Source organism: Paenibacillus sp. NPDC056579, assembly GCF_042793215.1.
Classification (GTDB): Bacteria; Bacillota; Bacilli; order Paenibacillales; family NBRC-103111; genus Paenibacillus_S.
On sequence record NZ_JBHTVD010000001.1, the window covers coordinates 248314 to 274816 of the forward strand.

Annotated in this window: 23 protein-coding genes; 21 read left to right on the forward strand and 2 right to left on the reverse strand. The window is 52.4% G+C overall.

Annotation, left to right across the window (positions count from 1 at the left end; translation table 11 throughout):
* Positions 1-169: 169 nt before the first annotated feature.
* The 11 genes from mutS (at position 170) to ACFQ88_RS01345 (ending at position 14847) form a co-directional block, all read left to right on the forward strand.
* The gene (gene mutS / locus ACFQ88_RS01295) at positions 170-2983 is read left to right on the forward strand and encodes a DNA mismatch repair protein MutS (RefSeq protein ID WP_379451374.1); all 2814 of its coding nucleotides are present in this window, start codon (positions 170-172) and stop codon (positions 2981-2983) included.
* A gap of 28 nt (positions 2984-3011) precedes the next feature.
* On the forward strand, positions 3012-4466 hold the full coding sequence (locus ACFQ88_RS01300) for a S41 family peptidase (RefSeq protein WP_379451375.1): 1455 nt from the start codon (positions 3012-3014) through the stop codon (positions 4464-4466).
* 6 nt (positions 4467-4472) lie between these two features.
* Positions 4473-6557 carry a DNA mismatch repair endonuclease MutL gene (gene mutL / locus ACFQ88_RS01305; protein WP_379451376.1) on the forward strand — a complete coding sequence of 695 codons (2085 nt, stop codon included), beginning with the start codon at positions 4473-4475 and terminating at the stop codon, positions 6555-6557.
* Complete coding sequence (locus ACFQ88_RS01310; RefSeq protein WP_239634534.1) at positions 6558-7355, forward strand: class I SAM-dependent methyltransferase; 798 nt, start codon at positions 6558-6560, stop codon at positions 7353-7355.
* Entirely contained in the window at positions 7349-8320 is a 972-nt protein-coding gene (miaA, locus tag ACFQ88_RS01315; protein WP_379453524.1) for a tRNA (adenosine(37)-N6)-dimethylallyltransferase MiaA, read from the forward strand. The genes ACFQ88_RS01310 and miaA overlap by 7 nt, the downstream gene beginning before the upstream one ends.
* A gap of 11 nt (positions 8321-8331) precedes the next feature.
* Entirely contained in the window at positions 8332-8571 is a 240-nt protein-coding gene (hfq, locus tag ACFQ88_RS01320; RefSeq protein WP_239635382.1) for an RNA chaperone Hfq, read from the forward strand.
* Positions 8572-8806: 235 nt separating this feature from the next.
* The gene (locus tag ACFQ88_RS01325) at positions 8807-11575 is read left to right on the forward strand and encodes a transglycosylase domain-containing protein (RefSeq protein ID WP_379451377.1); all 2769 of its coding nucleotides are present in this window, start codon (positions 8807-8809) and stop codon (positions 11573-11575) included.
* A 270-nt stretch (positions 11576-11845) separates the two neighbouring features.
* Entirely contained in the window at positions 11846-12550 is a 705-nt protein-coding gene (locus tag ACFQ88_RS01330; RefSeq protein ID WP_239634536.1) for a peptidylprolyl isomerase, read from the forward strand.
* 310 nt (positions 12551-12860) lie between these two features.
* A complete protein-coding gene (locus ACFQ88_RS01335) occupies positions 12861-13817 on the forward strand; it encodes an ADP-ribosylglycohydrolase family protein (RefSeq protein ID WP_379453526.1) in 957 nt (318 codons plus the stop codon).
* A complete protein-coding gene (locus ACFQ88_RS01340) occupies positions 13817-14215 on the forward strand; it encodes a VOC family protein (RefSeq protein WP_379453528.1) in 399 nt (132 codons plus the stop codon). Before ACFQ88_RS01335 ends, ACFQ88_RS01340 begins: the two co-directional genes overlap by 1 nt.
* 2 nt (positions 14216-14217) lie before the next feature.
* Positions 14218-14847 (forward strand): YdcF family protein, encoded by a 630-nt coding sequence (locus ACFQ88_RS01345; RefSeq protein ID WP_379451378.1) that lies wholly within the window; start codon positions 14218-14220, stop codon positions 14845-14847.
* Between the two features lie 82 nt (positions 14848-14929).
* Here ACFQ88_RS01345 and ACFQ88_RS01350 read toward each other — a convergent pair whose 3' ends face one another.
* Entirely contained in the window at positions 14930-15739 is an 810-nt protein-coding gene (locus tag ACFQ88_RS01350) for a GNAT family N-acetyltransferase (protein ID WP_379451379.1), read from the reverse strand.
* 313 nt (positions 15740-16052) lie between these two features.
* On the opposite strand from ACFQ88_RS01350, the gene ACFQ88_RS01355 reads away from it, so the two are divergent.
* The 7 genes from ACFQ88_RS01355 to glnA all read left to right on the forward strand — a co-directional run bounded on the left by ACFQ88_RS01355 (position 16053) and on the right by glnA (position 23874).
* Positions 16053-17264 (forward strand): GTP-binding protein, encoded by a 1212-nt coding sequence (locus tag ACFQ88_RS01355; RefSeq protein WP_379451380.1) that lies wholly within the window; start codon positions 16053-16055, stop codon positions 17262-17264.
* Between the two features lie 181 nt (positions 17265-17445).
* Positions 17446-18114 carry an HAD family hydrolase gene (locus ACFQ88_RS01360; RefSeq protein WP_379451381.1) on the forward strand — a complete coding sequence of 223 codons (669 nt, stop codon included), beginning with the start codon at positions 17446-17448 and terminating at the stop codon, positions 18112-18114.
* A gap of 274 nt (positions 18115-18388) precedes the next feature.
* Positions 18389-19387, forward strand: a complete 999-nt coding sequence (locus ACFQ88_RS01365) for an AAA family ATPase (RefSeq protein WP_379451382.1) — start codon at positions 18389-18391, stop codon at positions 19385-19387.
* Entirely contained in the window at positions 19384-20706 is a 1323-nt protein-coding gene (gene hflX, locus ACFQ88_RS01370; RefSeq protein ID WP_379451383.1) for a GTPase HflX, read from the forward strand. Before ACFQ88_RS01365 ends, hflX begins: the two co-directional genes overlap by 4 nt.
* The gene (locus ACFQ88_RS01375) at positions 20699-21946 is read left to right on the forward strand and encodes a methionine gamma-lyase family protein (protein ID WP_379451384.1); all 1248 of its coding nucleotides are present in this window, start codon (positions 20699-20701) and stop codon (positions 21944-21946) included. The genes hflX and ACFQ88_RS01375 overlap by 8 nt, the downstream gene beginning before the upstream one ends.
* A gap of 96 nt (positions 21947-22042) precedes the next feature.
* A complete protein-coding gene (locus ACFQ88_RS01380) occupies positions 22043-22453 on the forward strand; it encodes a MerR family transcriptional regulator (RefSeq protein WP_239634544.1) in 411 nt (136 codons plus the stop codon).
* 41 nt (positions 22454-22494) lie between these two features.
* On the forward strand, positions 22495-23874 hold the full coding sequence (gene glnA, locus ACFQ88_RS01385; protein WP_239634545.1) for a type I glutamate--ammonia ligase: 1380 nt from the start codon (positions 22495-22497) through the stop codon (positions 23872-23874).
* Positions 23875-24029: 155 nt separating this feature from the next.
* On the opposite strand, the gene lexA is transcribed toward glnA, so the two are convergent.
* The gene (gene lexA, locus ACFQ88_RS01390) at positions 24030-24653 is read right to left on the reverse strand and encodes a transcriptional repressor LexA (protein ID WP_239634546.1); all 624 of its coding nucleotides are present in this window, start codon (positions 24651-24653) and stop codon (positions 24030-24032) included.
* Positions 24654-24799: 146 nt separating this feature from the next.
* On the opposite strand from lexA, the gene ACFQ88_RS01395 reads away from it, so the two are divergent.
* The 3 genes from ACFQ88_RS01395 to ACFQ88_RS01405 all read left to right on the forward strand — a co-directional run bounded on the left by ACFQ88_RS01395 (position 24800) and on the right by ACFQ88_RS01405 (position 26501).
* Positions 24800-25168, forward strand: coding sequence for a LysM peptidoglycan-binding domain-containing protein (locus ACFQ88_RS01395; protein ID WP_239634547.1), 369 nt, complete (start codon positions 24800-24802; stop codon positions 25166-25168).
* 130 nt (positions 25169-25298) lie between these two features.
* On the forward strand, positions 25299-25493 hold the full coding sequence (locus ACFQ88_RS01400) for a DUF896 domain-containing protein (RefSeq protein ID WP_239634548.1): 195 nt from the start codon (positions 25299-25301) through the stop codon (positions 25491-25493).
* A gap of 18 nt (positions 25494-25511) precedes the next feature.
* Positions 25512-26501 (forward strand): aldo/keto reductase, encoded by a 990-nt coding sequence (locus ACFQ88_RS01405; protein ID WP_379451385.1) that lies wholly within the window; start codon positions 25512-25514, stop codon positions 26499-26501.
* The last annotated feature ends 2 nt before the right edge of the window (positions 26502-26503 follow it).

The window sequence follows — 26503 nt, forward strand, 5'->3', positions numbered from 1 at the left end:
AAGCAAGGAATGGACCCGTCGCCGGATATTGGCTTGGACGCAGAGGGTCAGAGGATCCCGGCTCCTACAGTCGATAACGGATAGCAAAACGCTGCGGTTCATTCCTCTGCTTGAAGGTTCGCGTTTTTTTTCCTCACAGGCATATACGAATTAGCATGGAGGAGCAAGCATGGCCAAATATACGCCGATGATAGAGCAATACCTTGCCATCAAGGCGGAGGTGCAGGACGCTTTTTTATTTTTCCGCTTGGGCGATTTCTACGAAATGTTCTTTGAAGATGCAATCAACGCTTCGCGGGAATTGGAAATAACGCTGACCGGACGCGAAGGGGGAGCCGAGGAGCGGATTCCGATGTGCGGAATACCCTATCATTCGGCAGATAACTATATTGCCCGTTTAATAGAAAAAGGGTTCAAGGTGGCCATCTGCGAGCAGGTGGAGGATCCGGCGCAGGCCAAGGGCGTCGTCCGGAGGGAAATCGTCCGGATTATTACACCCGGAACCGTTATGGATGCCAGGTCGCTCGGAGAGACCAGCAACAATTATATGGTATCGGTGACGGATACCGGACGCGGCACCTACGGCTTCGCCGCATGTGACATCTCGACGGGGGAGCTGTTCGTCACCCGTCTCGAAGGAACGCTGGCGCTAGTGATCGACGAGATGAACGTGTATCATCCGTCGGAGCTTCTGGCCGCACCTGAGCTGCTGAGCAAGCTTCAAGAGCATACGGCAGCCGCGTGGTCCGGTACCATTGTGGTGACGCCGCGGTCCGATCGCAACGTACATACGAACGTGAAGCTTGGAGATTATTTTGCGGAGACGGAGCTGGCCGCTCTGCACGGTGAGGGCAAGGAGTGCGTACAGCAGCTGATGTCGTACCTGCAGGAGACGCAAAAGCGTTCGCTGTCCCACATTAAGCATATACGCGTATATGAGCAGAACCAGTATATGATTATGGACCCGTTCACGCGCCGCAACCTGGAACTGGTGGAAACCGTGCGCGACAGAGCCAAGAAGGGCTCGCTCTTGTGGCTGTTGGACAAGACGGTTACCGCCATGGGCGGACGTCTGCTGCGCCGGTGGATTGAGAAGCCGCTGATGAGCGAGACGGCGATTCAAGAGCGTCTGGAAGCCGTGGAGCGGCTGTACCATCAATTGATCGTACGCGACGAGCTGAAGCAGTCGCTGAAGGAAGTCTACGACCTGGAGCGGCTCGTGGCGCGTATTGCCTACGGCAACGCCAATGCCCGCGACCTGGTCGCGTTGAAGGCGTCGCTGCAGCAGGTGCCGCAGCTGAAGCAAATATGCGAGGCGTCGGGCTCCGCGACGCTGTCGGCTCTTACGGCACGGATCGACCCGTGCCAGGATATTATGGCGTGGATCGAGGACGCCATTACGGAGGAGCCGCCCGTCTCGATTCGCGACGGCGGGATGATTAAGGCGGGCTACCACGATTACCTCGACCAGCTGCGCGAAGCCAGCACGAACGGCAAACAGTGGATTGCCGAGCTGGAGAGGCAGGAGCGGGAGCGAACCGGCGTCAAGTCGCTGAAAATCGGCTATAACAAAGTGTTCGGCTACTATATTGAAGTGACCAAAGCGAATCTTCCTTCTCTGGAGGAAGGCCGCTATGAGCGCAAGCAGACGCTCGCCAATGCCGAGCGGTTCGTCACGCCGGAGCTGAAGGAGAAGGAAGGCTTGATTCTCGAGGCTCAGGAGAAGATGGTCGATCTGGAGTATGAGCTGTTCATGCAGCTGCGCGAGAAGCTGTCCGTGCATATTTCCCGGCTGCAGCAGCTGGCCGAGCTGATCGCAACCATCGACGTCTATCAGTCGCTGGCGGCCGTCAGTGCGGCAAACCGCTATACGCGCCCTCAGATCGGAGAGTTCTACGAGCTGATGATCGAGGAAGGCCGCCATCCCGTTGTGGAGGCGGTGATGCTCGATGGAGTCTTCATCGCTAACGATACGAAGCTGAGTGCAGAGGAAGGCAGCATGCTGCTTATAACCGGGCCTAACATGGCCGGAAAAAGCACCTACATGCGGCAAGTAGCCATCATTTGCCTTATGGCGCAAATCGGCTGCTTCGTGCCTGCGCAGTCGGCGAAGGTGCCTATCCTCGACCGGATCTTTACGCGAATCGGTGCAGCCGACGATTTGATCGGTGGACAAAGCACCTTCATGGTCGAAATGATGGACATTCAGGTCATGACCGAGAAAGCGACGGACAGGAGTCTGGTCATCATCGATGAACTGGGACGCGGTACGTCCACCGGCGAAGGGATGGCGATCGCTCAGGCGGTTATCGAGTTTCTCCATGACCGGATCGGCTGCAAAACGCTGGTCTCGACGCATTTTCACGAGCTGGCGCATCTGGAAGAGACGCTCTCCGGCCTGCGCAACTGCTGCATGGCGGTCAAGGAAAGCGGCCGCCAGGTGACGTTTTTGCGCAAGCTGATACCTGGTGCAGCGAGCACCAGCTACGGGATTTACTGCGCGCAAATCGCAGGTCTGCCGGGAGACATCATCGACCGCTCCTACGATTTGCTGAGCGCATTTGAAGCGCGGGCCGAGCTGCTGCAGGGCACGGATCAGATTGCAGCCGGCAGCGGACCGGCAGGAGCCGGACAAGCTTCACCGGTTCAGGAGCGGCCTGCAGCTTCGAACAATGTAGATGAAGCCCAGCCCCCGGTCACACAGGCTAACGCTCCGGAGACCGAAGAATCGAAGCAGGAGCCTCAGCCGGTTATGAACAGCCGGTCATCGGAGCAGCGTCAGCCGGATCAAGTCAAGGAAACGGCGGCCTACGTTCAGCTGAGCTTGTTCCAGGAAGCCGAGCCTGCATCCGACCGGTCGAAGAAGAAATCAGATCCTCGGCTGGAGCAGCTAGCAGAGCAGGTGAAATCCGCCGATCTAATGAATATGACGCCGATGATGGCGATGAACTTTTTATTTGAATTGAAAAAGCAATTAGGATAGCTTCCAAATGCGAAAGGATGAACCTTCGATGAAAAAGAACGGCTACCGTGCAGTGATCCGGCAAACCGCTTCCGCTCTACTATCTCTTTCTTTATTGTTTCCGGCGGCTACTGCCGTTCTGGCCGCCGATAAGCCGGACGCCGATTCGGCTAGGATGAACGAGGTTCTTGATTTGATCGAGCAATATCATGTCAGCGCTCCGTCGAGGGAAAGCCTGACGGATATTGCCATCCAATCGATGGTCCGCTCGCTAGACGATCCGTACACCGTCTATTTTACGCCGGAGGATTACAAGAAATTTTCCAACAGTCTTGAAAATTATTACGTCGGCATCGGTGTACGGGTAAGAGCCTTCAACAACGGCGCTTATATCAACGAAGTGTTCGACGGTCCGGCCAAAAAAGCGGGGATGCTGCCGGGCGATCGTATTATCGAGGTGAACGGAGAGTCGACGGAAGGGCTCACCATTGATGAGATATCCCGAAAAATCATCGGTCCCGAAGGAACGAAAGTATCCGTCACGGTTGAACGCGACGGACAGAACGTCGTATTGAGCATGTCGAGACAAACGTATCAGGCTCCTGTAGTCACTCACAAGCTGTTCGGCAAAGACGTAGGGTACATCCGGGTAACCAGCTTCTCCAGCGAAGCGGACGAACAGACGGCTGCGCAGCTGGCTGAGCTGAAGCAGCAGGGGATCGGAAGTCTCGTATTGGACTTGCGCTACAATCCCGGAGGTCTGAATGAAACGGCAATCAATATGGCGAAGCTGTTTGTCAAGCAAGGCATCCTTATTCATACGAAGGACAAGAACAATGTTGATGTACCGGTCAAATTTTCGGGCGGTACGACGCAGCCGTTCCCTCTGTATATTTTGGTAAATGAATACAGTGCCAGCGCATCCGAGGTATTGACCGGAGCGCTTCAGGATTACAACGTCGCTACCAAGGTCATCGGGACCAATACATACGGCAAGGGCAGCGTGCAATCCCTCATTCCTTTGTCCAGCGGCGGAGCGTTGAAGGTTACGATTGAGGAGTATTTGACGCCGAAGCTGCGCAAAGTGAACCATATCGGCTTGAAGCCCGATATCGAGGTGGAAGGGGAGCTGTCGCAGCTCATAACGGCGCTCCATGAAGCGGGGATCAAAGAAATCAAGGTAGGATTGGACCGGCAAGGGGTATCCGTCAACCAAATGTATGTTGAGGACTATTTCGATGTCATTCGCGATCAAGGCGATCTCTATGTGCCGTCAAGACTGCTGAGCACGCTTGTGGACGGACTTATCCGCTGGAATGGCGAGGCTGAAGCCATTGAAGTGACCGCTGCCGGGGAGACTCATACTTACCGGACCTCCGACGGCAGTGTCTTACTGAAAAACGGTACAAGCTATTTGAACATAAGCAAGTTTAAGGAAGCCTTCCCGCAGCTGAAATGGTCGGACAACGGAGTAGAGGTCGATTTGAGCGCTTCAAAGGGGTAATGAACGATGGGCAGAATCAAAATATTGGATGAGCATATAGCGAACCAGATCGCAGCGGGGGAAGTGGTGGAACGCCCTTCTTCGGTTGTCAAGGAGCTGGTGGAAAATGCGATCGACGCCGGGAGCACGCGCATCGACGTTGCGATTGAAGAGGGCGGGCTCGAGCTCATACGCGTTACGGATAACGGCTCAGGCATGGAGCGGGACGATTGCGAGGTTGCATTTTTCCGTCATGCTACGAGCAAGATCGCAAGCAGTCAGGATCTGTTCTCTATCCGGACGCTCGGCTTTCGCGGAGAGGCGCTGCCGAGTATTGCCGCCGTCTCCAAGGTGACCTGCGTCACTTCTACCGAGCAGACCGGTCTAGGCTACAAAATGGTCATTGAAGGCGGCACCGTCAAGACGTTTGAGGACACGGCTTCTCCCCGTGGAACGGACGTCCAGGTAAGGGAGCTGTTTTATAATACTCCGGCGCGTTTAAAGTATATGAAGACGATTCAGACGGAGCTTGGCCACGTCTCGGATTATATGTATCGTCTCAGCCTGGCGCACCCGGAAATCGCGTTTACGCTCAAGCATAACGGAAGCCAGCTCTTTCAGACGCTCGGCAACGGAGATATGCTGCAGGTCATCGCGGCAATCTACGGTACGGCTGTCGCCAAGGGCATGCTTCCTATCGAAGGAGAGCATCTGGATTATACGATCCGCGGCTATATCGGCAAACCGGAGACGACACGTGCGAACCGCAACGCGATATCCACGGTTATCAACGGGCGGTATATCCGCAATTACACTCTTATCCATGCCCTCCTTCAGGGGTATCATACACTGCTGCCGATCAACCGATATCCGATCGCGGCATTTCATATTCAGACGGATCCTACGCTGATAGACGTGAATGTGCATCCGGCCAAGCTGGAAGTACGATTCAGCAAGGAGCAGGAGCTCATCCAGTTCGTTGAGCAGCAGGTTCGTCAAGTGCTGAACCGTCAGATTCTGATTCCGTCGGCGGCGCAGGCGAAGCCCAAGAAAGAGGCGCTGATCCAAGAGCAGCTGGAGCTGTACCGTCCCGCAGCGCAGGCAGCGGAGCCGCAGCGGGATCAAGCTTCGCCTTCCAATTCGCATAGAGTGGGCTCGTACGGAGATAGTGACGAATTATCCGCATCGGCAGGGGACAATGCTGTGCGGAATGAACCGTCGCAAGCTACGGCTCGCTCCTATGAACAACAGCGTGAGTCCTCGTACAGCGATGATAGGGCACTCCGAAGCTTATACGATTCCATAGGCTCTATGGATTCTTATCAGCCGCCGCAGCAGCAGCCTCCGGACGGCGCCGAATTTGGACAGACGCGTGCCTCCGGGCCGCCGGCAAGCAATTCGTCCAAGCGGGCGGATAGCTTAGACTACCGCCAGCGGGAGAAATCGCCTAAAGAGCAGGCCGCTTCGAATGCCGCCTTTCTCCGTTCGGCTATTCCTGACGAAGAGGAAGCTCCTCCTTCGTTGCCCGCGTTCCCGAAGCTGTTTCCGATCGGACAAATGCACGGCACGTACATCGTCGCCCAGAATGAAGAGGGCTTGTTCTTAATCGATCAGCATGCGGCTCATGAGCGCATTAATTATGAATATTACTACGAGAAGTTCGGCAAGCCTGCCGAGGCCAGCCAGGAGCTGCTCGTTCCGATAACGCTGGAATTTACTCCTTCCGAGTCGGAGAGATTGAAGGAGAAGGTGCCTCTGCTGGAGCAAGCTGGGGTATATATGGAACCGTTTGGTGGCAATGCTTATTTGGTCAGAGCATATCCGCACTGGTTCCCCCAAGGGGAAGAGAAAGCGCTGGTGGAAGAAATGACCGAATGGCTTCTGTCCGAGCGCAAAAGCATCGATCTCGGAAAAATGCGCGAGAAGGCGGCGATCATGTGCTCCTGTAAAGCCTCGATCAAAGCCAATCAAAGCCTAAGTACGCTTGAGATGGAAGGGCTGCTGGACCGGCTGGCGGCATGCCGTAACCCGTACACGTGCCCGCATGGGCGGCCGATTGTCATCAGCTTCTCCACCTACGAGCTGGAAAAAATGTTTAAGCGGGTGATGTAGTTGCTGATAACGACCTCCTATGAACCGCTTTCCTGGCAGCTCGAGCTTGCTTCGACACTCATGGAGCAGGTTCAGTCGCTGGAGGAAATGGAGACGCCGGCACGAATTGTAAGGCGGGGGAAATTGTCGCTGCCCCAGCTTCGCGATCGATACGGGGACTCACAGATCCTGCTTGTATCCAGGGAGCGAATAGAGTATTATCATGAACAGCAGCCTGCATTGTTCTTCCATCCAAGCACGGCGGCTATTCGCGTCAAACGATTGATAAACGGCGAGAAGGATACACTGCTTGAGTTTGCCGGCTTGGAAGCCGGGGATTCCGTACTGGATTGTACGGCGGGTCTAGGATCCGACTCCATCGTGTTCTCTTTTGCTACGGGTGAAGCCGGAAGTGTAACCGCTTTGGAAACAAGTTCCATCCCGTATATGCTGCTTCATAACGGATTGCGCAGCTATGAATCGGATATTCCCGGATTGGAAGCCGCTATGCGGCGAATCCGTGTGCTGCATCAGGATCATCTGACGTATTTGCGTCAGCAGGAGCCGGGATCGTTCGATGTCGTATATTTCGACCCGATGTTCCGCAAGCCGATCCACGAATCCAGCTCGATTCGTTCGATTCGGGGGCTTGCCGACTCCAGGGCATTAACGGAGGAAGCGGTCAAGCTGGCTCAGAAGATAGCCCGGCGCGCCGTAGTGATGAAGGAGCACAGGGACAGCGGAGAATTCGAACGGTTAGGCTTTCACGAGGTTCACCGATCTACAACGAAAATTGCTTACGGAGTGATAAGATTGTGACTCAAGCTTTAAGTAAGCCGAAGCTGCTCGTCCTGATCGGACCGACGGCGGTCGGCAAGACGAAGCTTAGCCTAAGCTTGGCGGCGGAATACGGCGCCGAAATTATTTCGGGAGACTCCATGCAGGTTTACCGCGGGATGGATGTTGGCACGGCTAAGGCGACTTTGGAGGAGAGGGAGGCCATCCCTCATCATCTGATCGACATCCACGAGCCGGATCACCCGTTTTCGGTTGCTGAATTTCAAGAGCGTTCGCGTTCTCTGATAACGGAAATTCATGACCGCGGCCATTTGCCGTTTCTCGTGGGAGGCACCGGACTTTACGTTGAGTCGCTATGCTACGATTTTCAATTCAGCGAGCATGGGTCGGACGAGGCTTTCCGGGAAGAGATGCGCCAGTATGCCGAGCTTCATGGGAACGAAGCGCTGCTGGAGCGGCTGCGCGAGGTAGATCCGGAGATGGGCGACAGACTGCATGCGAACGATCAACGCCGAATTATTAGGGCATTGGAAGTATACCATTTATCCGGACAGCGGCTCTCCGAGCAGCTGAAGGTACAAAAAAAACAGTCCCCGTACGAACTATGTATCGTCGGGTTGACAATGGACAGAGCTTTACTATATAAACGTATTGAAGAGCGTATCGATCTCATGGTCGAGCAGGGCCTTGTAGAGGAAGTCCGCCGTCTGAAGGAAATGGGCTACGGGTTGCAGCACATATCCATGCAAGGGCTGGGCTACAAGGAGATTTTGGGCTATTTGGACGGAGCTCTGACCTTGGAAGAAGCGATTGTACAGCTTAAACAGGATACGCGGCGATTTGCCAAACGCCAGCTCTCGTGGTTTCGCCACATGAAAGATATTGAGTGGGTGGATGTCACCGATTTGGGAAATTTTTCTGCCCACTTGGACCAGATTCATGCTATAATAGCAGATAAGCTAAAAATCGAACGTCAATATCATTGAGGGGGCCCATGATGAATAAAACCATCAATATTCAAGACACATTTTTGAACCAGCTGCGCAAGGAAACCATTCCGGTAACCGTCTATCTGACCAATGGGTTTCAAATCCGCGGAGTCATCCGTGCGTTCGATAATTTTACAATCATCATCGATAGCGAAGGCCGTCAGCAAATGGTTTACAAGCATGCGATTTCGACCTTTACGCCGCAGCGGGCCGTTTCATTAATGCAGGATAACAGCTCGGAAGGTTAATATCTTGACGGAAGGAGCCGGGCTCTGACCGCAACATTTTGGCTCCATCTCCCGTCTAATTAAATAACGTCCATAAGAGCAACCCGTTCCCTTAGGGTTGTTCTTTTTGTAGAAGTACTTAGAGAGAAGCATCTGGCAGACGTGAGAGGTTTTCTCGTTAGCGCTGCTCCATTTGAAACCTGAACATGCACTGGCCGTAAGCGTTCTAGAGAGAGTAAAGGGGTGACAGATGAGAATGTCTACTGCGAAGAAACCGACCTCGGGGAAACCGAAGAAAAAGAAGAAGAGCAAATTTAGTGCCGGAAAAGCGTTTATGTTCGTCTTTATAGCAGCCGTAATGGCTCTGATATGTGCAATGGGCGTTTACATTTTTATTATCATTAACGGTGAAAAGCTGCTGAAGGAAAACATCAACAAGCTCGATATGTTCGAAGCCTCCCATATTTACGATGCGGCGGGTAATGAAATCACGACCTTATCCCGCGAAAACCGCGAGGTGGTTCAGCCGGAGGACATACCGCAAAAGCTTAAAGAAGCGTTCATCGCGACGGAGGACCGCCGGTTCGGACAGCACTCCGGGATTGATTTCCTCGGCATCGGCCGGGCGCTGGTTAAGGATGTTATCGCGCGAAGCGCTGTTGAAGGCGGCAGTACGATAACCCAGCAGCTGGCGAAAAACGTCTTCTTGTCCAGCAACAAAACGTTCTTCCGCAAAGCGACGGAAATGTCGATAGCGGTGGCTTTGGAGAACAATTATACGAAAGACCAGATTTTGACGATGTATATGAATCGGATCTTTTTCGGTAATCGTGCCTTCGGCGTGAAGGTGGCGGCCAAAAAATATTTCAACGTATCCGATCTGAACAAGCTGGAAGTATGGCAGATGGCGACTCTTGCGGCTATACCGAAAGCGCCAAGCACTTATAATCCGATATCGAATCCGGAGAAATCGAAGGAACGGCGAAGCGTCGTATTGAAGCTGATGCTGGATCAAGGCTATATTACCGAAGCCGAGCGCGCTCAGGCTGAAGCTGTAGATTATGTGCCGCCGAAGGCGCCGACGGGAAGCAATAACGATTATTTGGCCTTTATCGATTATGTGTTGGACGAAGCCAACGACATGTATGGTTTAACGGAAGACGATGTGCTTACCAACGGATACAAGATCTATACGACGATGGATGCCAACGCGCAAAAAATAATGGAGCAGACGTTTGCCAACGACAAGCTGTTCCAGAAGGACGGTCCCGAGCAAAAAATGCAGGGGGCCATGGCGATCATCAATAATGAGGATGGCGGTCTCGTCGGGATTATAGGCGGGCGGGATTATGTCGCACGGGGCTTGAACCGAGCTACGGTGCCGCAGCAGCCCGGTTCTTCGATGAAGCCGATCATTTCGTACGCACCAGGTATCGAGTACAAAAATTTAACGCCATACAGCATGCTGCAGGATAAGGAAACATCATACAGCGGGTATTCTCCTCGAAACTACGATGGCGTCTACCGCGGTCAGGTGAGCATGCTCGAGGCTGTCAAGCTGTCGATCAACGCTCCGGCCATTTGGCTCTTGAACGATATCGGCATTAAGAAAGCAATGGACTTTGCCATCAATATGGGCATTCCTCTGGATCCGCAAAAGGACCGGAACCTGGCTATCGCTCTTGGCGGATTGACTCGCGGAGCGAGTCCCGTACAGATGGCAACGGCGTATGCCGCTTTCGCCAACAACGGGAATTTGAACAAAACGCATTCGATCGTGAAAATCCAAAACGGCAAGGGCGAGGACATTCATACGTTCAAGCCGGAAACGAAATCGGTCATGAGCCCGAAAACGGCATACTACATGACAAAGCTGATGCAAGGCGTCGTAGAACCTGGCGGTACAGGGGCGGCGGCCCGATTCGACCGGCCGGTCGCCGGGAAAACCGGATCGACACAGAACGTCATCAAAGGGCTGGAGAAATATAACCGCGACCTATGGTTCACCGGGTACACGCCGGAATGGAGCGCGGCGGTCTGGCTTGGATTCGATAAAAATGACGCGAAGCATTATGTGACCATGAGCAGCGGTGCGCCGGCGGTTATTTTCAAAGAGGTTATGCAAAAAGCTCTAGCGAAAAAGCCGATGACGCAGTTCAAGAAGCCGGACAATGTTCCGGAGCTCGGAGCGCCTCCGAAGGGGATCGCCGATTTGAAGGCGGAATACGTGAAAGAGAAACGTTCCGTAGTGCTGAAATGGACCGGGGCAGGCGACAATGTCTCCTACCAGGTATTCCGTAAGGGAGAGCAGGATAAAGACTTCCCGGCGGAGCCGACCTTCATGTCGGCGGGAACGGAGACGCAGGATATTGTAGCTCCGGGAACGTACAGCTATATGGTTGTTCCCGTCAACTCCGATAGCGGAAACGCCGGCGCGCAGTCGAACGTTGCCACGGTAACCGTACCATCGGAGGAAAATGGTTCTGGCCAGCAGCCGGGCCAAGGTCAAGGACAGGGTCAGGGCCAAGGGCAGGGCCAGAATGGCAGCGGCAACGGATCGAATAACGGCAAGCCGGGAAATGGCGGTACCGGAGCCGGAGGCAGCGGCAACGGCAGCGGGAACGGTACCGGAAGCAATGGTACCGGGACTGGCAACGGCGGCACGGGCAACGGCAGCCTGCCGGGGCAAGGCAATGGCCAGCCGGGTAACAACGGCAGCACCGGCGGTGCCGGCACAGGCACCGGAAACACGGGTGCCGGCAATAACGCCGGCACGGGCAACGGCAGCGGTACCGGAGCGCCTGACGGCGGTACCGGAACCAACCCCGCTGCCCCGGGCACGGGCAGCGGCGGCACGCCATTACCAGGCGGAGCAACGCCTGGTAATGGCCAGCAAGGCACGGGGGCGGCCGGCAGTACGCCCCCGCCTAGAGGCGGCAGCGGCGCCGGAGCGGGCGCCGTGCCGGGCAGCACCGATACGTCTGCGGGGAAACCCGCAGACGGCGGTGCTGCCGGTACGCGCTAGCGGAGCGCTCAGCGCGTCGGTTATGGCAGGGCGGCGGGGATCATGATCGATCCCCGCCGCCCTGTTTGCTTTTGCAGCTGCGCTATCAGTCAGCTGCGCAAGCTTATGCATGCACCTCACTGGCCGCATATGGCCATCCGCAGCGCATGTTCTTGCGTTGTTCCATCGCCGGATGCTGAGGCAGGTTTTGTTAATTTTTCCCCTGTCGTAGTATAATACTTCATATGGACTTGTCCATAAATTACGAACAATGGAGTTGAAGTAATAATCATGAAAGCATCATTCGCAGCATTGACCGCCAAATGGACTGCCGTAGCCGTAGTATGCACGCTCCTGCTTTCCGCTTGCGGCACCAAGCCCGCTGAAAACAGCAATGCGGCAGGAGGAAGTCAGCCTCCCGCATCCCAACAAACTCCGGCGCCTACCAGCAGCCCGCAAGCCAAGAAGAGCTGGTCTGCACCGCCTGAAATGAAAATCGACCAAAACAAAACATATCAAGCTACGGTGACGACCTCGAAGGGAACGTTCAAAATCGACCTGTTCGCCAAGGATGCTCCGAAAACGGTTAACAACTTCGTGTTCCTGGCTAAGGAAGGATTCTATAACAATGTCGTGTTCCACCGCATTATCCAATCGTTCATGGTCCAAACCGGTGACCCGGAAGGGACGGGCCGCGGAGGTCCGGGATACAAATTCGAGGACGAGCTGAAGAAAACGTACAGCTACGAGCCGGGAATCGTTGCCATGGCCAATTCCGGTCCTAACACGAACGGCAGCCAGTTTTTCATCTGTACCGGTGAAGACAGCAAGGGCTTAAATCGCCAGCCGAACTATACGATTTTCGGAAAAATTTCCGAAGGCATGGATGTGGTGAACAAGATCGCTGCAACGCCGGTTAGCGTAGGAGCCTCCGGAGAGAAGAGCTCCCCTACGGAGAAGGTAACGATCCAGTCCGTGACGATTACAGAGAAATAATTTTCTGCAAACGCGAGCAATTTGCCGTAAGACTTGCGAAGATTAAGCATACATTTTAATGATGACGGACAGCGTGGTAATTCCACGCTGTTTTCATTGACCACATAGGAAAGTTTAAGATCGGTAAAGCGATAAAGTGCATCAAAGATCTTTCCTATTGGCGATAAAACCTACCATTGAACGCGGTCGCTCATCTTTGAAAGGCCTCGATAGAGGTTTTCTCACGAGCAAGGTTTTCGTATGGCTGATGCAGGGGAATTTGGGGAAGGAATACAATCGCATAGCGGGAAAGGGGAGATTTCGCATGACGATGAATGTTACGAGATTGGATAGATATCAAGGATGTTTGCTCGGACTTGCCGTCGGGGATGCATTGGGAACAACACTGGAATTCAAGACTCCGGGCTCGTTCGAGCCTTTGCGGGATATGGAGGGGGGCGGTCCTTTTCAGCTGGAGCCGGGCGAGTGGACCGACGATACGTCGATGGCCCTTTGCTTGGCGGAAAGTCTTCTGACCTGCGAATCGTTTCATCCGCTCGATCAAATACAGCGGTACGTCAAGTGGTACCGTGAAGGGTACTTGAGCTCTACCGGCGTTTGCTTTGATATCGGCAATACGGTGCGCATGGCGCTCGAACGATTCGAGCAGTCGGGTGAGCCGTTCAGCGGCTCCTTGAAGCGAGCGGCTTCCGGCAACGGTTCCTTAATGCGGCTGGCGCCGGTCCCAATGTACTACGCGGCGAATGCTCAGGAAGCTATCACCCGCTCAGGCGACAGCTCTTTGACAACCCACGGCTCTATAATCGCCGTAGATGCATGCCGTTACTTCGGAGGACTGCTGGCCGGCGCTCTGCAAGGAGCAGGCAAGGAGGAGCTGCTCTCCAGCTTATATTCACCTGTTCCGGACCTATGGAAGCGAAGAAGGCTTGTACCCGAAATCAGTGAAGTGGCCGATGGCTCGTTCAAATCAAAGCAGCCTCCGGAAATCCAGGGGTCCGGTTATGTAGTGCGATCGCTGGAGGCTGCGCTGTGGGCGTTTTACAACAGCAGCAGTTTTGAGGAAGGATGTCTGATGGCGGTCAATCTCGGAGACGATGCGGATACGACCGGTGCGATATACGGTCAGCTGGCGGGTGCCTACTACGGGGTTAACGGGATTCCTGAACCATGGCGCAGGCCTATTATGATGAGAAGCTATATAGAAGATACGGCTGCACGGCTTTTGCAGGCTTCCGATCGTCTCTCGAAAGGGCAAGAACTGCGATGATAAAGGTAAAAGGATTAAACCACGCCACTTTACGGGTAGCCAGCTTGGAGCGTTCGCTGCCCTTTTATGTGGACTTTCTCGGTATGTCCCTAGTTCATCGCGGCAGCAAGGATGTATATCTGGTATGGGGAAGCGCATGGATCTGCTTGCTGGAACGCCCTGTTTCACCGCGCTCGGCTGAATCGGTTAATACGGCCGGAATGGATCATATGGCCTTTTCCATAGAAGAAGCGGATTTCCATGAAGCGTCCAAGAAGCTGCTGGATGCCGGAGTTTCTGTTGTCCGAGGCCCTGTATATCGCGGGGGCGGCTGGAGCATCAATTTCCTTGATCCTGACGGAATCGAGCTGGAGCTGTTTACCGGCTCATTGGCTGAAAGAATGAAGGTGTGGACATAACGATGAAGCGAAAAAGCGCGAAACGGACGCTAGCGCGAATCGTGATCGCCTTATGCTGCGCAGCATTGCTATGGATCGGCTATTTGCTATGGCTGATGGGCTCGCTGACTGACAATCCGGAAACAAAAGGGGATGTCGGTATCGTGCTTGGCGCCGCTTTGTGGGGGGATAAGCCGAGCCCCGGCTTACGGGAACGGTTGGACAAGGCGGTAGAGCTGTACCGGACGGGACGTATTCCCGGTCTGATCGTTTCCGGAGGAGCCGGGTCCGCTCAAGAGATTGGAGAATCCAGGCTAACGGAAGCCGAAGGAATGAGAAATTATTTGCTGGAGCAAGGGATTCCGCGCGATGTCATTTGGATGGAAAATCAGTCGACCGATACCTACGAAAACTTATTGTTCAGCAAGTCCATCGTTCAAGAACATCATTGGAGGAAAGTGGTCATAATTACGCATCAATATCATGCTGCACGTGCTTTGGATATGGCTGAATTTCTCGGTTACGAGCATCCTGCAGCGGCTCCTGTAACGAGTAAGGTGCTTATGATGTCATGGCATAAGAGCCGGGAGACATTGGCATGGACCAAATGGACGCTCGATAAGCTTCTGTTGACGGTGGAATTCAAAGGATAAAATGGCTGGCGAAGCTCCTCATTGGAGAGCTTCACCGGCTTTTTTTTTTCTTACGCGAACACGCAGTGAAGGTTGAGACTGTTCAGCTCTGCAATGGTTCACGCCGGTAATGATATTCGTACAAGGGAGTAAAACCGGCCTTCGTATACAGCCTCCACGCCGGAATGTTATCTTGAACAACTTGCAGATACAGGTGATGCGCGCCTTGATCCTTGCACCAAAGTGCTAACTCATGCAGCAGCACGCGTCCGATTCCTTGACCGCGCCGTTCGGGAACTACAGCGACATTGGTAATGCCCGCCCAGCCTTCTTCCAGTACGACGGTTGCAACAGCGGCGCATTGACCGTTGATTTTGAAGGAGAAGAAGCCCTTGAGCGGCTGAATGCGGTTTAACACCTTTTCATAAAACGCCCGTTTGGATGCGTCGAATTGTTCTGCAAGAAGAAACTCGTCGATCCAAGCGGAATTGGCATGAGGCGTGACCGTGATTTCCCATTCGTCATCGGAAGAGTCACGGTCCGGCGTATTTGCGATGACTATAGCCGTCTCACCGGTAAGTACCGAACAGGGGGCTTCCACTATATATCCTGCATCGGCCAGCTGCTTATCCAGCCCCGGCGGGGATACGTTGCTAATATGGAATAGCAAAGGGAGAGTGTGCCGTTCATAAAAGTGTTTCGCTTGTTCCAGCCAATTGCTTTCGGGAAACGGGCTGCCGGTAGATGTCCATACGCTGTTGGCCCTCTTCGTTATCCCTTGCGAGGCGCGAAATACAAAGTCTCCGCACTCGATGGTTTTTTCGGCAGGCCAAGTGCGGAAAGCGAGACGCTCAATCAGCTTGATGAGATTCCACGAATCGGTTGTCAATGGAGTATCTTGTTCTTTTGGCATACGCGGGACATCCTTTCTTACTTACGAATAAATAACCAAATTTATGAATAAAAATACATCATTTTGGCTCTACGGTCAATCGTTTTTTATCCGCCGAATTATGAAGATTATTTAAACCGCCTCCTGTTACAGCATTTCACAATGTGGTTGACAAGGGGGAAACGGAGTAGTAAACTGATTAAACGTAATTATTACAATTAAAAGGAGCTATCCATTAAACCAAACTGGATAGACTACGGAATAAAAGCGTAATGATTACGGTTAGATAAGTTGTTTTATCGTAAAAATTACATATAAAATGGAGGGCTTTTTAATGAATCAGCTTCAAAGCAAGATCAAAATTCCTGTCACTGTATTAAGCGGTTATTTGGGAGCGGGGAAAACAACCGTTCTGAACCATGTCCTGTCGAACAGGGACGGGTTGAGAGTCGCCGTTATCGTTAACGACTTGAGTGAAGTGAACATTGATGCGGAGCTTGTACGGAATGGCGGCGGTTTGTCTCGTACGGAGGAGAAGCTTGTAGAAATGTCCAACGGCTGCATTTGCTGTACGCTTCGTGAGGATTTGTTGAAGGAAGTAGAGCGTCTTGCGCTGGATGGACGATTTGACTATATCCTCATCGAGTCTACTGGGGTTGGAGAGCCGGTGCCAGTTGCTCAGACATTTACTTATATCGATGAGGAGCATGGAATAGATTTGTCCGCTTTTTGCCGGTTGGACTGCATGGTTACTGTTGTAGACGCCAATCGTTTCTGGCATGACTACAGCTCGGGAGAGACCCTTCTCGAGAGGCAGCAGGCGGTTGGAGTAGACGATACTCGCGATGTTGTAGATTTGCTGATCAGTCAGATTGAGTTTTGCGACGTGCTTCTGCTCAATAAATGCGATCTTGTTGACGAAGAGGAGCTCGCCCAGTTGGAGCAGGTGCTGCGCAAACTGCAGCCTAGAGCCAGGCTGATCCGTACAACGGAAGGCAAAGTAAACCCTCGCGATATCTTGAATACGAACCTGTTCAACTTCGACGAAGCGAGCCATTCCCCCGGTTGGATACAAGAGCTGCAAAGCGCGCAACACACTCCGGAAACGGAGGAGTACGGTATTTCCTCGTTCGTCTATGAGCGGAAGCGTCCGTTTCATCCGGGCCGGATTAAAGAGTGGATGGAAATGTGGCCTGCGGAAATTGTACGTGCCAAAGGCATCGTATGGCTGGCTACCCGCAACACGTTTGCCCAGAGCATTAGTCAAGCGGGACCGTCCATTCAGTTCGGGCCGGCAGGATATTGGGTAGCCGCGTTAAGCGAAGAAGAGCGCAGTGCTTTGCTTGAGGAGGATCCTGCGCTTAGGTCCGAATACGACGAGCAGTTTGGTGATAGGATCAATAAAATTGTGTTTATCGGAATAGACATGGAGAAAGAGCAGCTGATCGCTTCGCTAGATGACTGTCTTCTTACTGAGGCTGAAATGACGGCAGACTGGAGCTCATTCCAAGATGGACTCCCCAATTACGAACCGGCCGTGGTATAATATGGAAGCGGATGGTTCTGCTGCTGTGTAAATTCGCAGACGGTTAAGCTGAATAGGCTCCTTTTGCTCGAGCAGCTGCAATTAGTCTAAGCCGCTTGAGCGAAAAGGGGCTTGTCTTCGTTCATGCTCAATGCCGCTAATGATTAAGGATATGAATGATTTTCGGATGGGGGAATACGGGTTGATCAAAGCGATTGTGTTTGACTTTGACGGATTGATTCTAGATACGGAGACACCGGAGTATGAATCGTTTCAGGCCATGTATCAAGAGCATGGTGCCCAATTGCCGCTAGAGGTATGGGGAAGACATATCGGAACGGACGGCTCCTTATTCGAGCCCTATCAATATCTGGAGAAATGTATCGGCAAGCCGATTGACCGGGAGAGCGCTCGCTTGCTGCGCAGAGAAAGGTATGCCGAGCGGATGCGAGGAGAGCTTCCTCGCCCGGGCGTCGCCGATTACTTGGTACGAGGCAAGGCGTTGAATATCGGCATCGGACTCGCATCCAGTTCCTCTAGAGCGTGGGTTACCGGCTATTTAACGGAGCATCGGCTTACCGATTCTTTTCACTGTGTCCGTACCCGGGATGATGTAGCCAAGACGAAGCCGGATCCGGAGCTGTATTTGCGCGTTCTTGAAACGCTTGGAGCGCAGCCTCATGAAGCGGTAGCCTTCGAGGATTCGCCGAACGGTGCGCTGGCGGCCAAACGGGCGGGTATGCATTGCGTCATTGTTCCAAATTCCGTTACTCGTCAGCTCAAGTTCGGCGAGTTCGATTTGCGGCTCGATTCCATGGCCGATATGCCGTTGGATACCGTGTTCGAGCGGATTGCGGGTAGCCGGGGATAGCTCCTATGAAACGGCATCGCATTATTATGATGCTGCCCGTTTTCTCCTTAGAAATATTGCCTTACAGTTATTTTCTACCTCTACTAATTCTCATAACTCCTTTATAATAAGACACAAGGTCGTCTTAGTTCCTGCGCAATGAGCGCCCATACCTCCCACTTTACGAAGCTGATTTTGAAATTTCATGAAATGGCTATACAATAAGATAAGAAAAAGAGCACATTCGACTGGGCACTTGCGTATACTGCTAACACCAAGTAAAGAGGTGATACGCATGAGTGGACGTGTCGTACCGACAGATCAGATACAGATTACGAAAAATGCCAACCAATTGAACGTGGTATTGCGTAATCCGGATCCGGTAAGCATGAGCGCCGAGGCGGAGCCCCATTATCGCGGCAAACCGTTGTCCCAGCAAGGACAATTCGGGGAAATCATGAAGGAGCTCGATCGGATGGTCGGTTTGGACAACGTGAAGGAGCTCGTATTCGAGATTTATGCGCTGCTGCGCATCGGCGGATTCCGGGCTGAAGTTGGCTTAATGGCCAATAGTCAGGTGTATCATATGGTGTTCAAGGGCAACCCGGGTACGGGCAAAACCACGGTAGCACGAATCATCGCGAAGCTGCTGCAGACGATGGGTGTGCTAAGTAAAGGTCATTTGATTGAAGTCGAGCGTGCCGATCTGGTAGGCGAATACATAGGTCATACGGCATTGAAGACGCGAGAGCTTGTGAAAAAAGCACTGGGAGGCGTGCTGTTTATCGACGAGGCTTACAGCTTGGCGCGCGGCGGCGAGAAAGATTTCGGCAAGGAAGCGATCGATACGCTGGTGAAGGCGATGGAGGACCACAAGAATCAGTTCATCCTTATCCTGGCGGGATATTCACAGGAGATGGAGCTGTTTCTCCATACGAATCCGGGCTTGCCGTCCCGTTTTCCCATTCAGCTCGACTTTCCGGACTATACGGTCGATCAATTGATGCAAATAGCGGAAATCATGATTAAGGAACGGGAATACGCTCTGATGCCTCAGACAGAGATGAAAATCAGACAGCAAATTATGACGGAGAAGCAGCAGAGCGATCCGGAAACGGCGTTCAGCAATGCGCGCTATGTCCGTAATCTCATCGAAAAGGCGATGCGCAACCATGCGGTTCGTCTATTAAATCAGCATACGCAGCAGCCGAGCAAACAGGATTTGATGAACCTTCGTCCCGAGGATGTAAAGCTGGAGCGAAAACCTGCAAAGGAGATATACAAAACTTTATGAAACCAACGACGCACACGATTGAACACGAGCAGGAGCGGGCTGTATTAGTCAGCCTTGTTACCCCTCTGCAAAAAAGGCAGGATGCCTATTCTCCGGAATATTCGTTATCCGAGCTCGTAAGCTTGGCCGAAACGGCCGGTGTAGAGGTATTGGATACGTTAACGCAGAATAAAGAAAACGTAGATTCCAAATGGTTTATAGGAAAAGGCAAGGCAGAGGAGCTGAAGCAGCTGCTCGAGCAGCATGATGCGAATACGGCGATATTCGATCAGGAATTGTCCGGTGCGCAGGTTCGCAATCTGGAGCAGTTTCTCGATGTAAAAATTATCGACCGCACACAGCTGATTCTCGATATTTTTGCCGGACGCGCCAAAACGCGCGAAGGGATTATTCAAGTCGAGCTCGCTCAGCTGAGCTATTTACTGCCGAGATTGTCGGGGCAGGGCAAAAACTTATCCCGACTCGGCGGAGGCATCGGTACCCGCGGTCCGGGGGAAACGAAGCTGGAGACGGACCGCCGTCACATCCGCAACCGGATCAACGAACTGAAGCAGCAGCTGCTAGAGGTTGTCCGTCACCGCAATCTGCATAGAGAGCGCCGGAAAAAAACAGGCGTGTTCCAGGTCGCGCTGGTAGGCTATACGAACGCTGGCAAATCGACTCTGCTCAAACAGATGACGCAAGCCGATGTGTATGTCGAGAACCAGCTGTTCGCCACCTTAGACCCGACTTCCCGCACGCTGGAGCTGCCAAGCGGCAAGGAGATCGTGTTGACGGATACGGTAGGATTCATCCAAAACCTCCCGCATGATCTGGTCGCCGCGTTCCGCGCCACGCTAGAAGAGGCTAACGAAGCGGATCTTATTTTGCACGTAGTGGACAGCTCCTCTGAGATGATGGTAACGCAAATGAAGGTCGTCGACGAGGTGCTGGAGGAGCTTGGAGCTCATCAGAAGGAGCAGATTACTTTATTCAACAAAATCGATTTGTGTTCTCAGGAACAGATCGAGATGCTGACTGTCGAAGGGGACTATTTGAAAATCTCCGCTTACCGGGAAGAGGATCTGCAAAAAATTCGCGAGGTTATCGAATCGCGGCTGATGGGGGACTGCAAGACGTTCCGCATTCCGGCGGAAAAAGGCGATGTCATATCGCTTGTCTACAGAGTAGGCGAAGTGCTGGAAAACGAAGTGGACGGCGACGATATGCTGCTTCAGGTCAGAGTAAACAATAAGGAATACGATAAACTGGGCTATTTGCTGGCTGCTTACGCCATGGATCAGGCACAAATCAAGGGAGAGAATTCGGAGCATGTTTAATGAACGCATTACGGCATGGATGGAGCGTGCCGAGCAGGTTATTGAGGGGAAAATCAAAGAAATCGACCGCATTATCGACCAAAATCAATGGAAGGTCATTAGGGCCTTCCAAAATCATAAAGTAAGTGACTATCATTTCTCGGGCTCTACGGGTTACGGCTATAACGACCGGGGCCGGGAAGTATTGGATCTGGTGTATGCAGAAGTGTTTGGAGCGGAGGCCGCCTTGGTGCGGCCGCATTTTGTGTCTGGGACTCATACGATTGGAACGGCGCTTTTCGGCGTACTAAGACCGATGGACGAGCTGTTGATGATTACGGGAAGGCCTTACGACACGCTACACAAGGTAATCGGCAAGCCTGGAGACGGGAAGGGCTCGCTGCAGGATTGGGGCATCGCCTATGGCGAGGTTGCCTTGCTAGAAGACGGGGCGCCGGACTATGAAGCGATCCGCTCACGAATTAACGAGAAGACGAAGGTTATCGGTATCCAGCGCTCCCGCGGCTACTCGTGGAGACCTTCCTTTACGGTCGAGCAGATCGGGGAGATGGTCCGATTCGTCAAGGAAATCAAGCCGGATGCCATCGTCTTCGTAGATAACTGCTATGGCGAATTTACTGAGCTTATAGAGCCGACTCAGGTCGGCGTCGATTTGATGGCGGGCTCCCTGATCAAAAATCCGGGAGGCGGCCTTGCTGCCACGGGCGGATACATTGCTGGAAAAAGCGAATACGTCGAGCTCGCTTCGTACCGGTTGACCGCACCGGGGATCGGCGGGGAAGTAGGCGCCATGCTCGGTACGACTCGCAGCATTTATCAGGGGTTGTTTCTGGCGCCCCATCTCGTCGGACAAGCAGTCAAAGGCTCGATTTTTGCCGCTGCGGTATTCGAAGAGCTGGGCTTCGTCACCCATCCGCACTGGAACGATCCGAGAACCGATCTGATTCAGGCGATCCGCTTCACGAGCGATAAGCATCTGATTGCATTCGTACAGGGTATCCAGCAGGCGGCCGCGGTTGATTCTCATGTGGTTCCCGAGCCGTGGGATATGCCGGGATACGAGCATCCGGTCATCATGGCGGCAGGGACGTTTATTCAAGGCGGAAGCCTGGAGCTGTCTGCCGATGCGCCGATCCGCGAGCCTTATATCGCCTATATGCAAGGCGGATTAACGTATTCCCACTGCAAGTTAGGCGTGCTGACAGCACTGCAGAACATGATCGATCGCGGTTTGCTGTAGCACCCTATACATCGCATAAACCTAACATAACTTGACACGTTTATGTAGCGAGGTTACAATGGGGTTAGGTTTTCTGTTAACAGGGGTGAAAAGGTCATGAGTGATGATATTCGCCGCAATATGGCACTGTTTCCGATTGGGATTGTAATGAAACTTACCGATTTGACGGCAAGACAGATCCGGTATTATGAACAGCATGAACTTATTATTCCGGCCCGAACCGGCGGGAATCAGCGGCTCTATTCGTTTAACGATGTGGAACGGCTGCTGGAGATTAAAGATTTGATCGAAAAGGGAGTTAACATAGCGGGCATCAAGCAAGTGCTGCTGCCGGTTTCCAAAGACTCCGAGGAAGCAACGGTCCTCAACGAGCAATCGGAAGTGAAGCGAAGAGAGATGACTGATTCCCAACTTCACCGTATGCTGAAACAGCAGCTGCTGGGCGGAGGTAAGCGGGGGCAAGTATCTTTGATTCAAGGAGAGCTTTCACGTTTCTTCAAGAAATGAAAAGGCTTCATCAGAGCAAGGGTTAAGTTCGTCTTTCGAACATGCTCTGTCATTTTAGTGATACCAAGGAGGAGAAATCGACCGTGACAGATAAAACATACACAAAAGAGGACATTTTACGCATTGCGAAGGAAGAAAATGTACGCTTTATCCGACTTCAGTTTACCGACTTGCTGGGCACGATCAAAAACGTGGAAATTCCGGTAAGCCAGCTGGAGAAAGCATTGGATAACAAAATGATGTTCGACGGCTCCTCCATCGAAGGCTACGTTCGTATTGAAGAATCCGACATGTACTTGTATCCGGATCTGAGCACATGGGTCGTATTCCCATGGGTAACAGAGGATCGCGTAGCCCGTCTGATCTGCGATATTTACTTGCCGGACGGCCGTCCGTTCCCTGGGGACCCGCGCGGCATTCTGAAAGCTGCGCTGAAGGAAGCCGAGGAAATGGGCTTTACCGATATGAATGTCGGACCGGAGCCGGAGTTTTTCTTGTTCAAGACCGACGAGAACGGCAATCCGACAATGGAATTGAACGACCAAGGCGGATATTTCGACCTGGCTCCAATGGACTTGGGCGAGAACTGCCGCCGCGAAATCGTATTGACTTTGGAGGAAATGGGCTTCGAGATCGAGGCTTCCCATCACGAGGTAGCTCCAGGTCAGCACGAGATCGATTTCAAATACGAGAGTGCGATCAAAGCGGCTGACCAAATCCAGACGTTCAAGCTGGTCGTTAAGACGGTAGCCAGACAGCACGGTCTTCATGCGAGCTTTATGCCGAAGCCTTTGTTCGGCGTGAACGGTTCGGGTATGCACTGCCACCAATCGCTGTTCAACGGCAAAACGAACGTGTTCTATGACGAAAGCGACAAGCTGGGCCTAAGCGCAACAGCAAGACAATATATGGCCGGTATTTTGCGTCACGCCCGCGCATTCGCAGCGATTACGAACCCGACGGTCAACTCTTACAAGCGTCTGGTTCCAGGCTACGAAGCTCCATGCTACGTTGCATGGTCTGCGAGCAACCGCAGCCCGATGATCCGTATTCCTGCTTCCCGCGGATTGAGCACGCGTGTAGAAGTGCGGAACCCGGATCCGGCGGCGAACCCCTATCTGGCTCTGGCCGTTATGCTGAAAGCGGGATTGGACGGCATTAAGAATAAAATGCAGCTTCCTCCTCCTACAGACAGAAACATCTATGTGATGTCCGAGGAAGAGCGCGAGGAGCAAGGCATTCCTAGCTTGCCTGTTGATTTGAAGCAGGCCCTGGATGAGCTTCTGCGAGACGATGTGATCTGCGATGCTTTGGGCGATCATGCTCTGGCGCATTTCGTAGAGCTTAAAGAAATCGAGTGGGACATTTACCGCACGCAAGTCCATGCTTGGGAGCGCGAGCAGTATTTGACTCTGTATTAATAAGGAACGACCCGGTGCCGGATGGCGCCGGGTTTTCTTTTTGTCTAAAGGTTGAGTGTGTTAATAAGCAGGATGCAGCAACGGTAATGCTTATGAAAGAAGAAAAAACAGCCGGGATCAGGAGCGAAGGCTCCGTGAATCCCGGCTGTTTGATGTTAATGGATGTCGCGAAATACTCCGACAACTCGTCCCAGTATGGTAACTTGATTCAAGCGAATCGGTTCCATGGTAGGATTCTCCGGCTGCAAACGGAAATGATCCTTCTCCTTGTAGAACCGTTTCACGGTTGCTTCATCATCCTCCGTCATGGCTACTACAATGTCACCGTTGTTCGCAGATTGCTGCTGGCGCACGATCACGTAGTCTCCGTTATGGATCCCGGCTTCAATCATACTATCGCCGATAACGCTGAGCATGAACACATTGTGGTCGCCGACGTAGTGGCTTGGCAGAGGGAAGTAGTCCTCGATGTTCTCCGTAGCTGTAATCGGTACACCGGCCGTGACGCGTCCGATCAATGGCACCCGGGCAACGGACAGGTCGAACTGGCTGCCTTCGGTAGAGGAGCCGTCAGTGATCTCTATGGCTCTCGGTTTAGTTGGATCGCGGCGGATGAGGCCCTTCTTCTCAAGACGCTCCAGATGTCCGTGCACAGTAGAACTGGAAGCAAGTCCGACGGCTTCACCGATTTCTCGAACGGAAGGCGGATATCCTTTATCTTTTACTTCATTCTTTATAAATTCCAGTATCGCCAGCTGCCGATTGGATAGTTTGCTCATCACGATCACTCCAGTATTGGTAATTATTATCCAAAGTATAACACAGAACCGGAGTTCGTACAAACATAAGTTCGAAAAAAACGGTTGACACAAACATTTGTTCGTGTTAATTTAATACCAGAACAAATGTTTGGGGGTCGTTGAACATGTATATGAATGAACAATTAATCCGCAGCACGGTATCTACTCACAACCGCAACCATAAGGCAAATAAGAAGTCTATGAATAAAGTAAAGCTAGCCAGGCTAGGCGCTTTGCTGGCCGCAGGGCTGTTGATAATCATACTAAGTCTTTTTATCTCCCTGTTCGGTGGAGATCAAGACGCGTTAGCCGCGGCTAACGGAAGCGCGTTGAAGTCGACGGTAGAAGTCGATAGAGGCGACACGCTCTGGAGCATCGCGAACGAGCACCTTGAGCAAGGGCAGAATGTTTCGGAATACATATATGAATTGAAGCGAGTGAATCAGCTTAAATCGAATGTGCTGCATGAAGGACAAATTCTCGTCTTACCCTAACGTTTGAGTACGGATCTGTTCCTGCTCTTGACAATCGAATCCTGTAATGTCAAAGTATAATTTGATGCATTTGGCGCTGTCTGTTCTTGTGCTTTCATGTACCAGACACGCGATAACCAGGAGGATTGGAATGAACGAATCAGAACACGATCAATACATCAAGCGAATTAATGAACTGGCACGAAAAGCGAAGTCGTCTGAACTGACTGAAGAAGAGATTGAAGAGCGCAACACATTAAGAAAGCGTTATATAGAAGCTTTCAAGAGCAATCTCCGCAATCAGCTGGATAATATTAAATTTGTGGACGATGAGAACAAGCAGTAATCGGGGGAGAAGAGTATAATGCAGTATCGGGTTTTGGGGAGAAGCGGCATTGCCGTCTCCGAGCTGTGCTTGGGGACAATGACTTTCGGTAATACCACGAACGAGTCCGACTCCATTCAGATGATTCATCGGTTTCTGGATGCCGGAGGGAACTTCATAGATACTGCAGACGTTTACGTTTCCGGTCAATCGGAAGTCATTGTTGGCAAAGTGATAAAGGAGCGCCGTTCCGATGTTATATTGGCTACAAAGGTTCGGTTTGCTACCGGTGACAATGTGAACCATGTCGGTTTATCGCGCAAACATATTATGGATGGTGTAGAAGCGAGCCTGCGGCGTTTAAATACGGATTACATCGATTTGTATCAGCTGCATGTATGGGACCAAATTACACCGATTGAAGAAACGCTTCGAACGTTGGATGACCTGGTGACATCTGGTAAAGTCAGATACATCGGTTGCTCCAACTTTTTGGCGTATCAGCTGATGAAATCATTAAGCTATAGTGATTTTGCAAGATATGCCAGATTCATATCCATTCAGCCGCAATATAGTTTGGTTAGCCGTCAAATGGACCGTGAAGTCATTCCGCTCTGTCTTGAGGAACAGGTTGGTGTCATTCCATGGGCACCGCTCGGCGGCGGATTTCTAACCGGAAGATATGTAAGAGGCCAGGAGCCGGTTGAGGGAAGGTTATCTTCTAAGGCCGGGGAGAGCCGATGGGAGCTCCGAAATACGGATAAAAACTTCCGCATCCTGGACGAGGTGACCGCTATTGCCGATGAAATCGGCAAAACTCCCGCTCAAGTGGCGCTGAACTGGCTGATTAATAAGAACGGCATAACATCCCCGATCTTTGGCGCCCGCACACTCGAGCAATTCGAGGAGAATATGGGGTCCGTAGGCTGGAGACTCACGGACGAACATTGGACAAGACTCGACCGGGTCAGCGCGTTGGAAGACGATTACCCTTACCGTTTTATTGAGAAATTCGCACGTCGAGTATAATG

What these genes read in the sequence shown, in the direction of transcription:
- mutS (WP_379451374.1), top strand. Translation starts at nt 170, where the DNA reads ATGGCCAAATATACGCCGATGATAGAGCAATACCTTGCCATCAAGGCG.
- ACFQ88_RS01300 (WP_379451375.1), top strand. Translation starts at nt 3,012, where the DNA reads ATGAAAAAGAACGGCTACCGTGCAGTGATCCGGCAAACCGCTTCCGCT.
- mutL (WP_379451376.1), top strand. Translation starts at nt 4,473, where the DNA reads ATGGGCAGAATCAAAATATTGGATGAGCATATAGCGAACCAGATCGCA.
- hfq (WP_239635382.1), top strand. Translation starts at nt 8,332, where the DNA reads ATGAATAAAACCATCAATATTCAAGACACATTTTTGAACCAGCTGCGC.
- ACFQ88_RS01325 (WP_379451377.1), top strand. Translation starts at nt 8,807, where the DNA reads ATGTCTACTGCGAAGAAACCGACCTCGGGGAAACCGAAGAAAAAGAAG.
- ACFQ88_RS01330 (WP_239634536.1), top strand. Translation starts at nt 11,846, where the DNA reads ATGAAAGCATCATTCGCAGCATTGACCGCCAAATGGACTGCCGTAGCC.
- ACFQ88_RS01335 (WP_379453526.1), top strand. Translation starts at nt 12,861, where the DNA reads ATGAATGTTACGAGATTGGATAGATATCAAGGATGTTTGCTCGGACTT.
- ACFQ88_RS01345 (WP_379451378.1), top strand. Translation starts at nt 14,218, where the DNA reads ATGAAGCGAAAAAGCGCGAAACGGACGCTAGCGCGAATCGTGATCGCC.
- ACFQ88_RS01350 (WP_379451379.1), bottom strand. Translation starts at nt 15,739, where the DNA reads ATGCCAAAAGAACAAGATACTCCATTGACAACCGATTCGTGGAATCTC.
- ACFQ88_RS01355 (WP_379451380.1), top strand. Translation starts at nt 16,053, where the DNA reads ATGAATCAGCTTCAAAGCAAGATCAAAATTCCTGTCACTGTATTAAGC.
- ACFQ88_RS01365 (WP_379451382.1), top strand. Translation starts at nt 18,389, where the DNA reads ATGAGTGGACGTGTCGTACCGACAGATCAGATACAGATTACGAAAAAT.
- hflX (WP_379451383.1), top strand. Translation starts at nt 19,384, where the DNA reads ATGAAACCAACGACGCACACGATTGAACACGAGCAGGAGCGGGCTGTA.
- ACFQ88_RS01375 (WP_379451384.1), top strand. Translation starts at nt 20,699, where the DNA reads ATGTTTAATGAACGCATTACGGCATGGATGGAGCGTGCCGAGCAGGTT.
- ACFQ88_RS01380 (WP_239634544.1), top strand. Translation starts at nt 22,043, where the DNA reads ATGAGTGATGATATTCGCCGCAATATGGCACTGTTTCCGATTGGGATT.
- glnA (WP_239634545.1), top strand. Translation starts at nt 22,495, where the DNA reads ATGCTCTGTCATTTTAGTGATACCAAGGAGGAGAAATCGACCGTGACA.
- lexA (WP_239634546.1), bottom strand. Translation starts at nt 24,653, where the DNA reads ATGAGCAAACTATCCAATCGGCAGCTGGCGATACTGGAATTTATAAAG.
- ACFQ88_RS01395 (WP_239634547.1), top strand. Translation starts at nt 24,800, where the DNA reads ATGTATATGAATGAACAATTAATCCGCAGCACGGTATCTACTCACAAC.
- ACFQ88_RS01400 (WP_239634548.1), top strand. Translation starts at nt 25,299, where the DNA reads ATGAACGAATCAGAACACGATCAATACATCAAGCGAATTAATGAACTG.
- ACFQ88_RS01405 (WP_379451385.1), top strand. Translation starts at nt 25,512, where the DNA reads ATGCAGTATCGGGTTTTGGGGAGAAGCGGCATTGCCGTCTCCGAGCTG.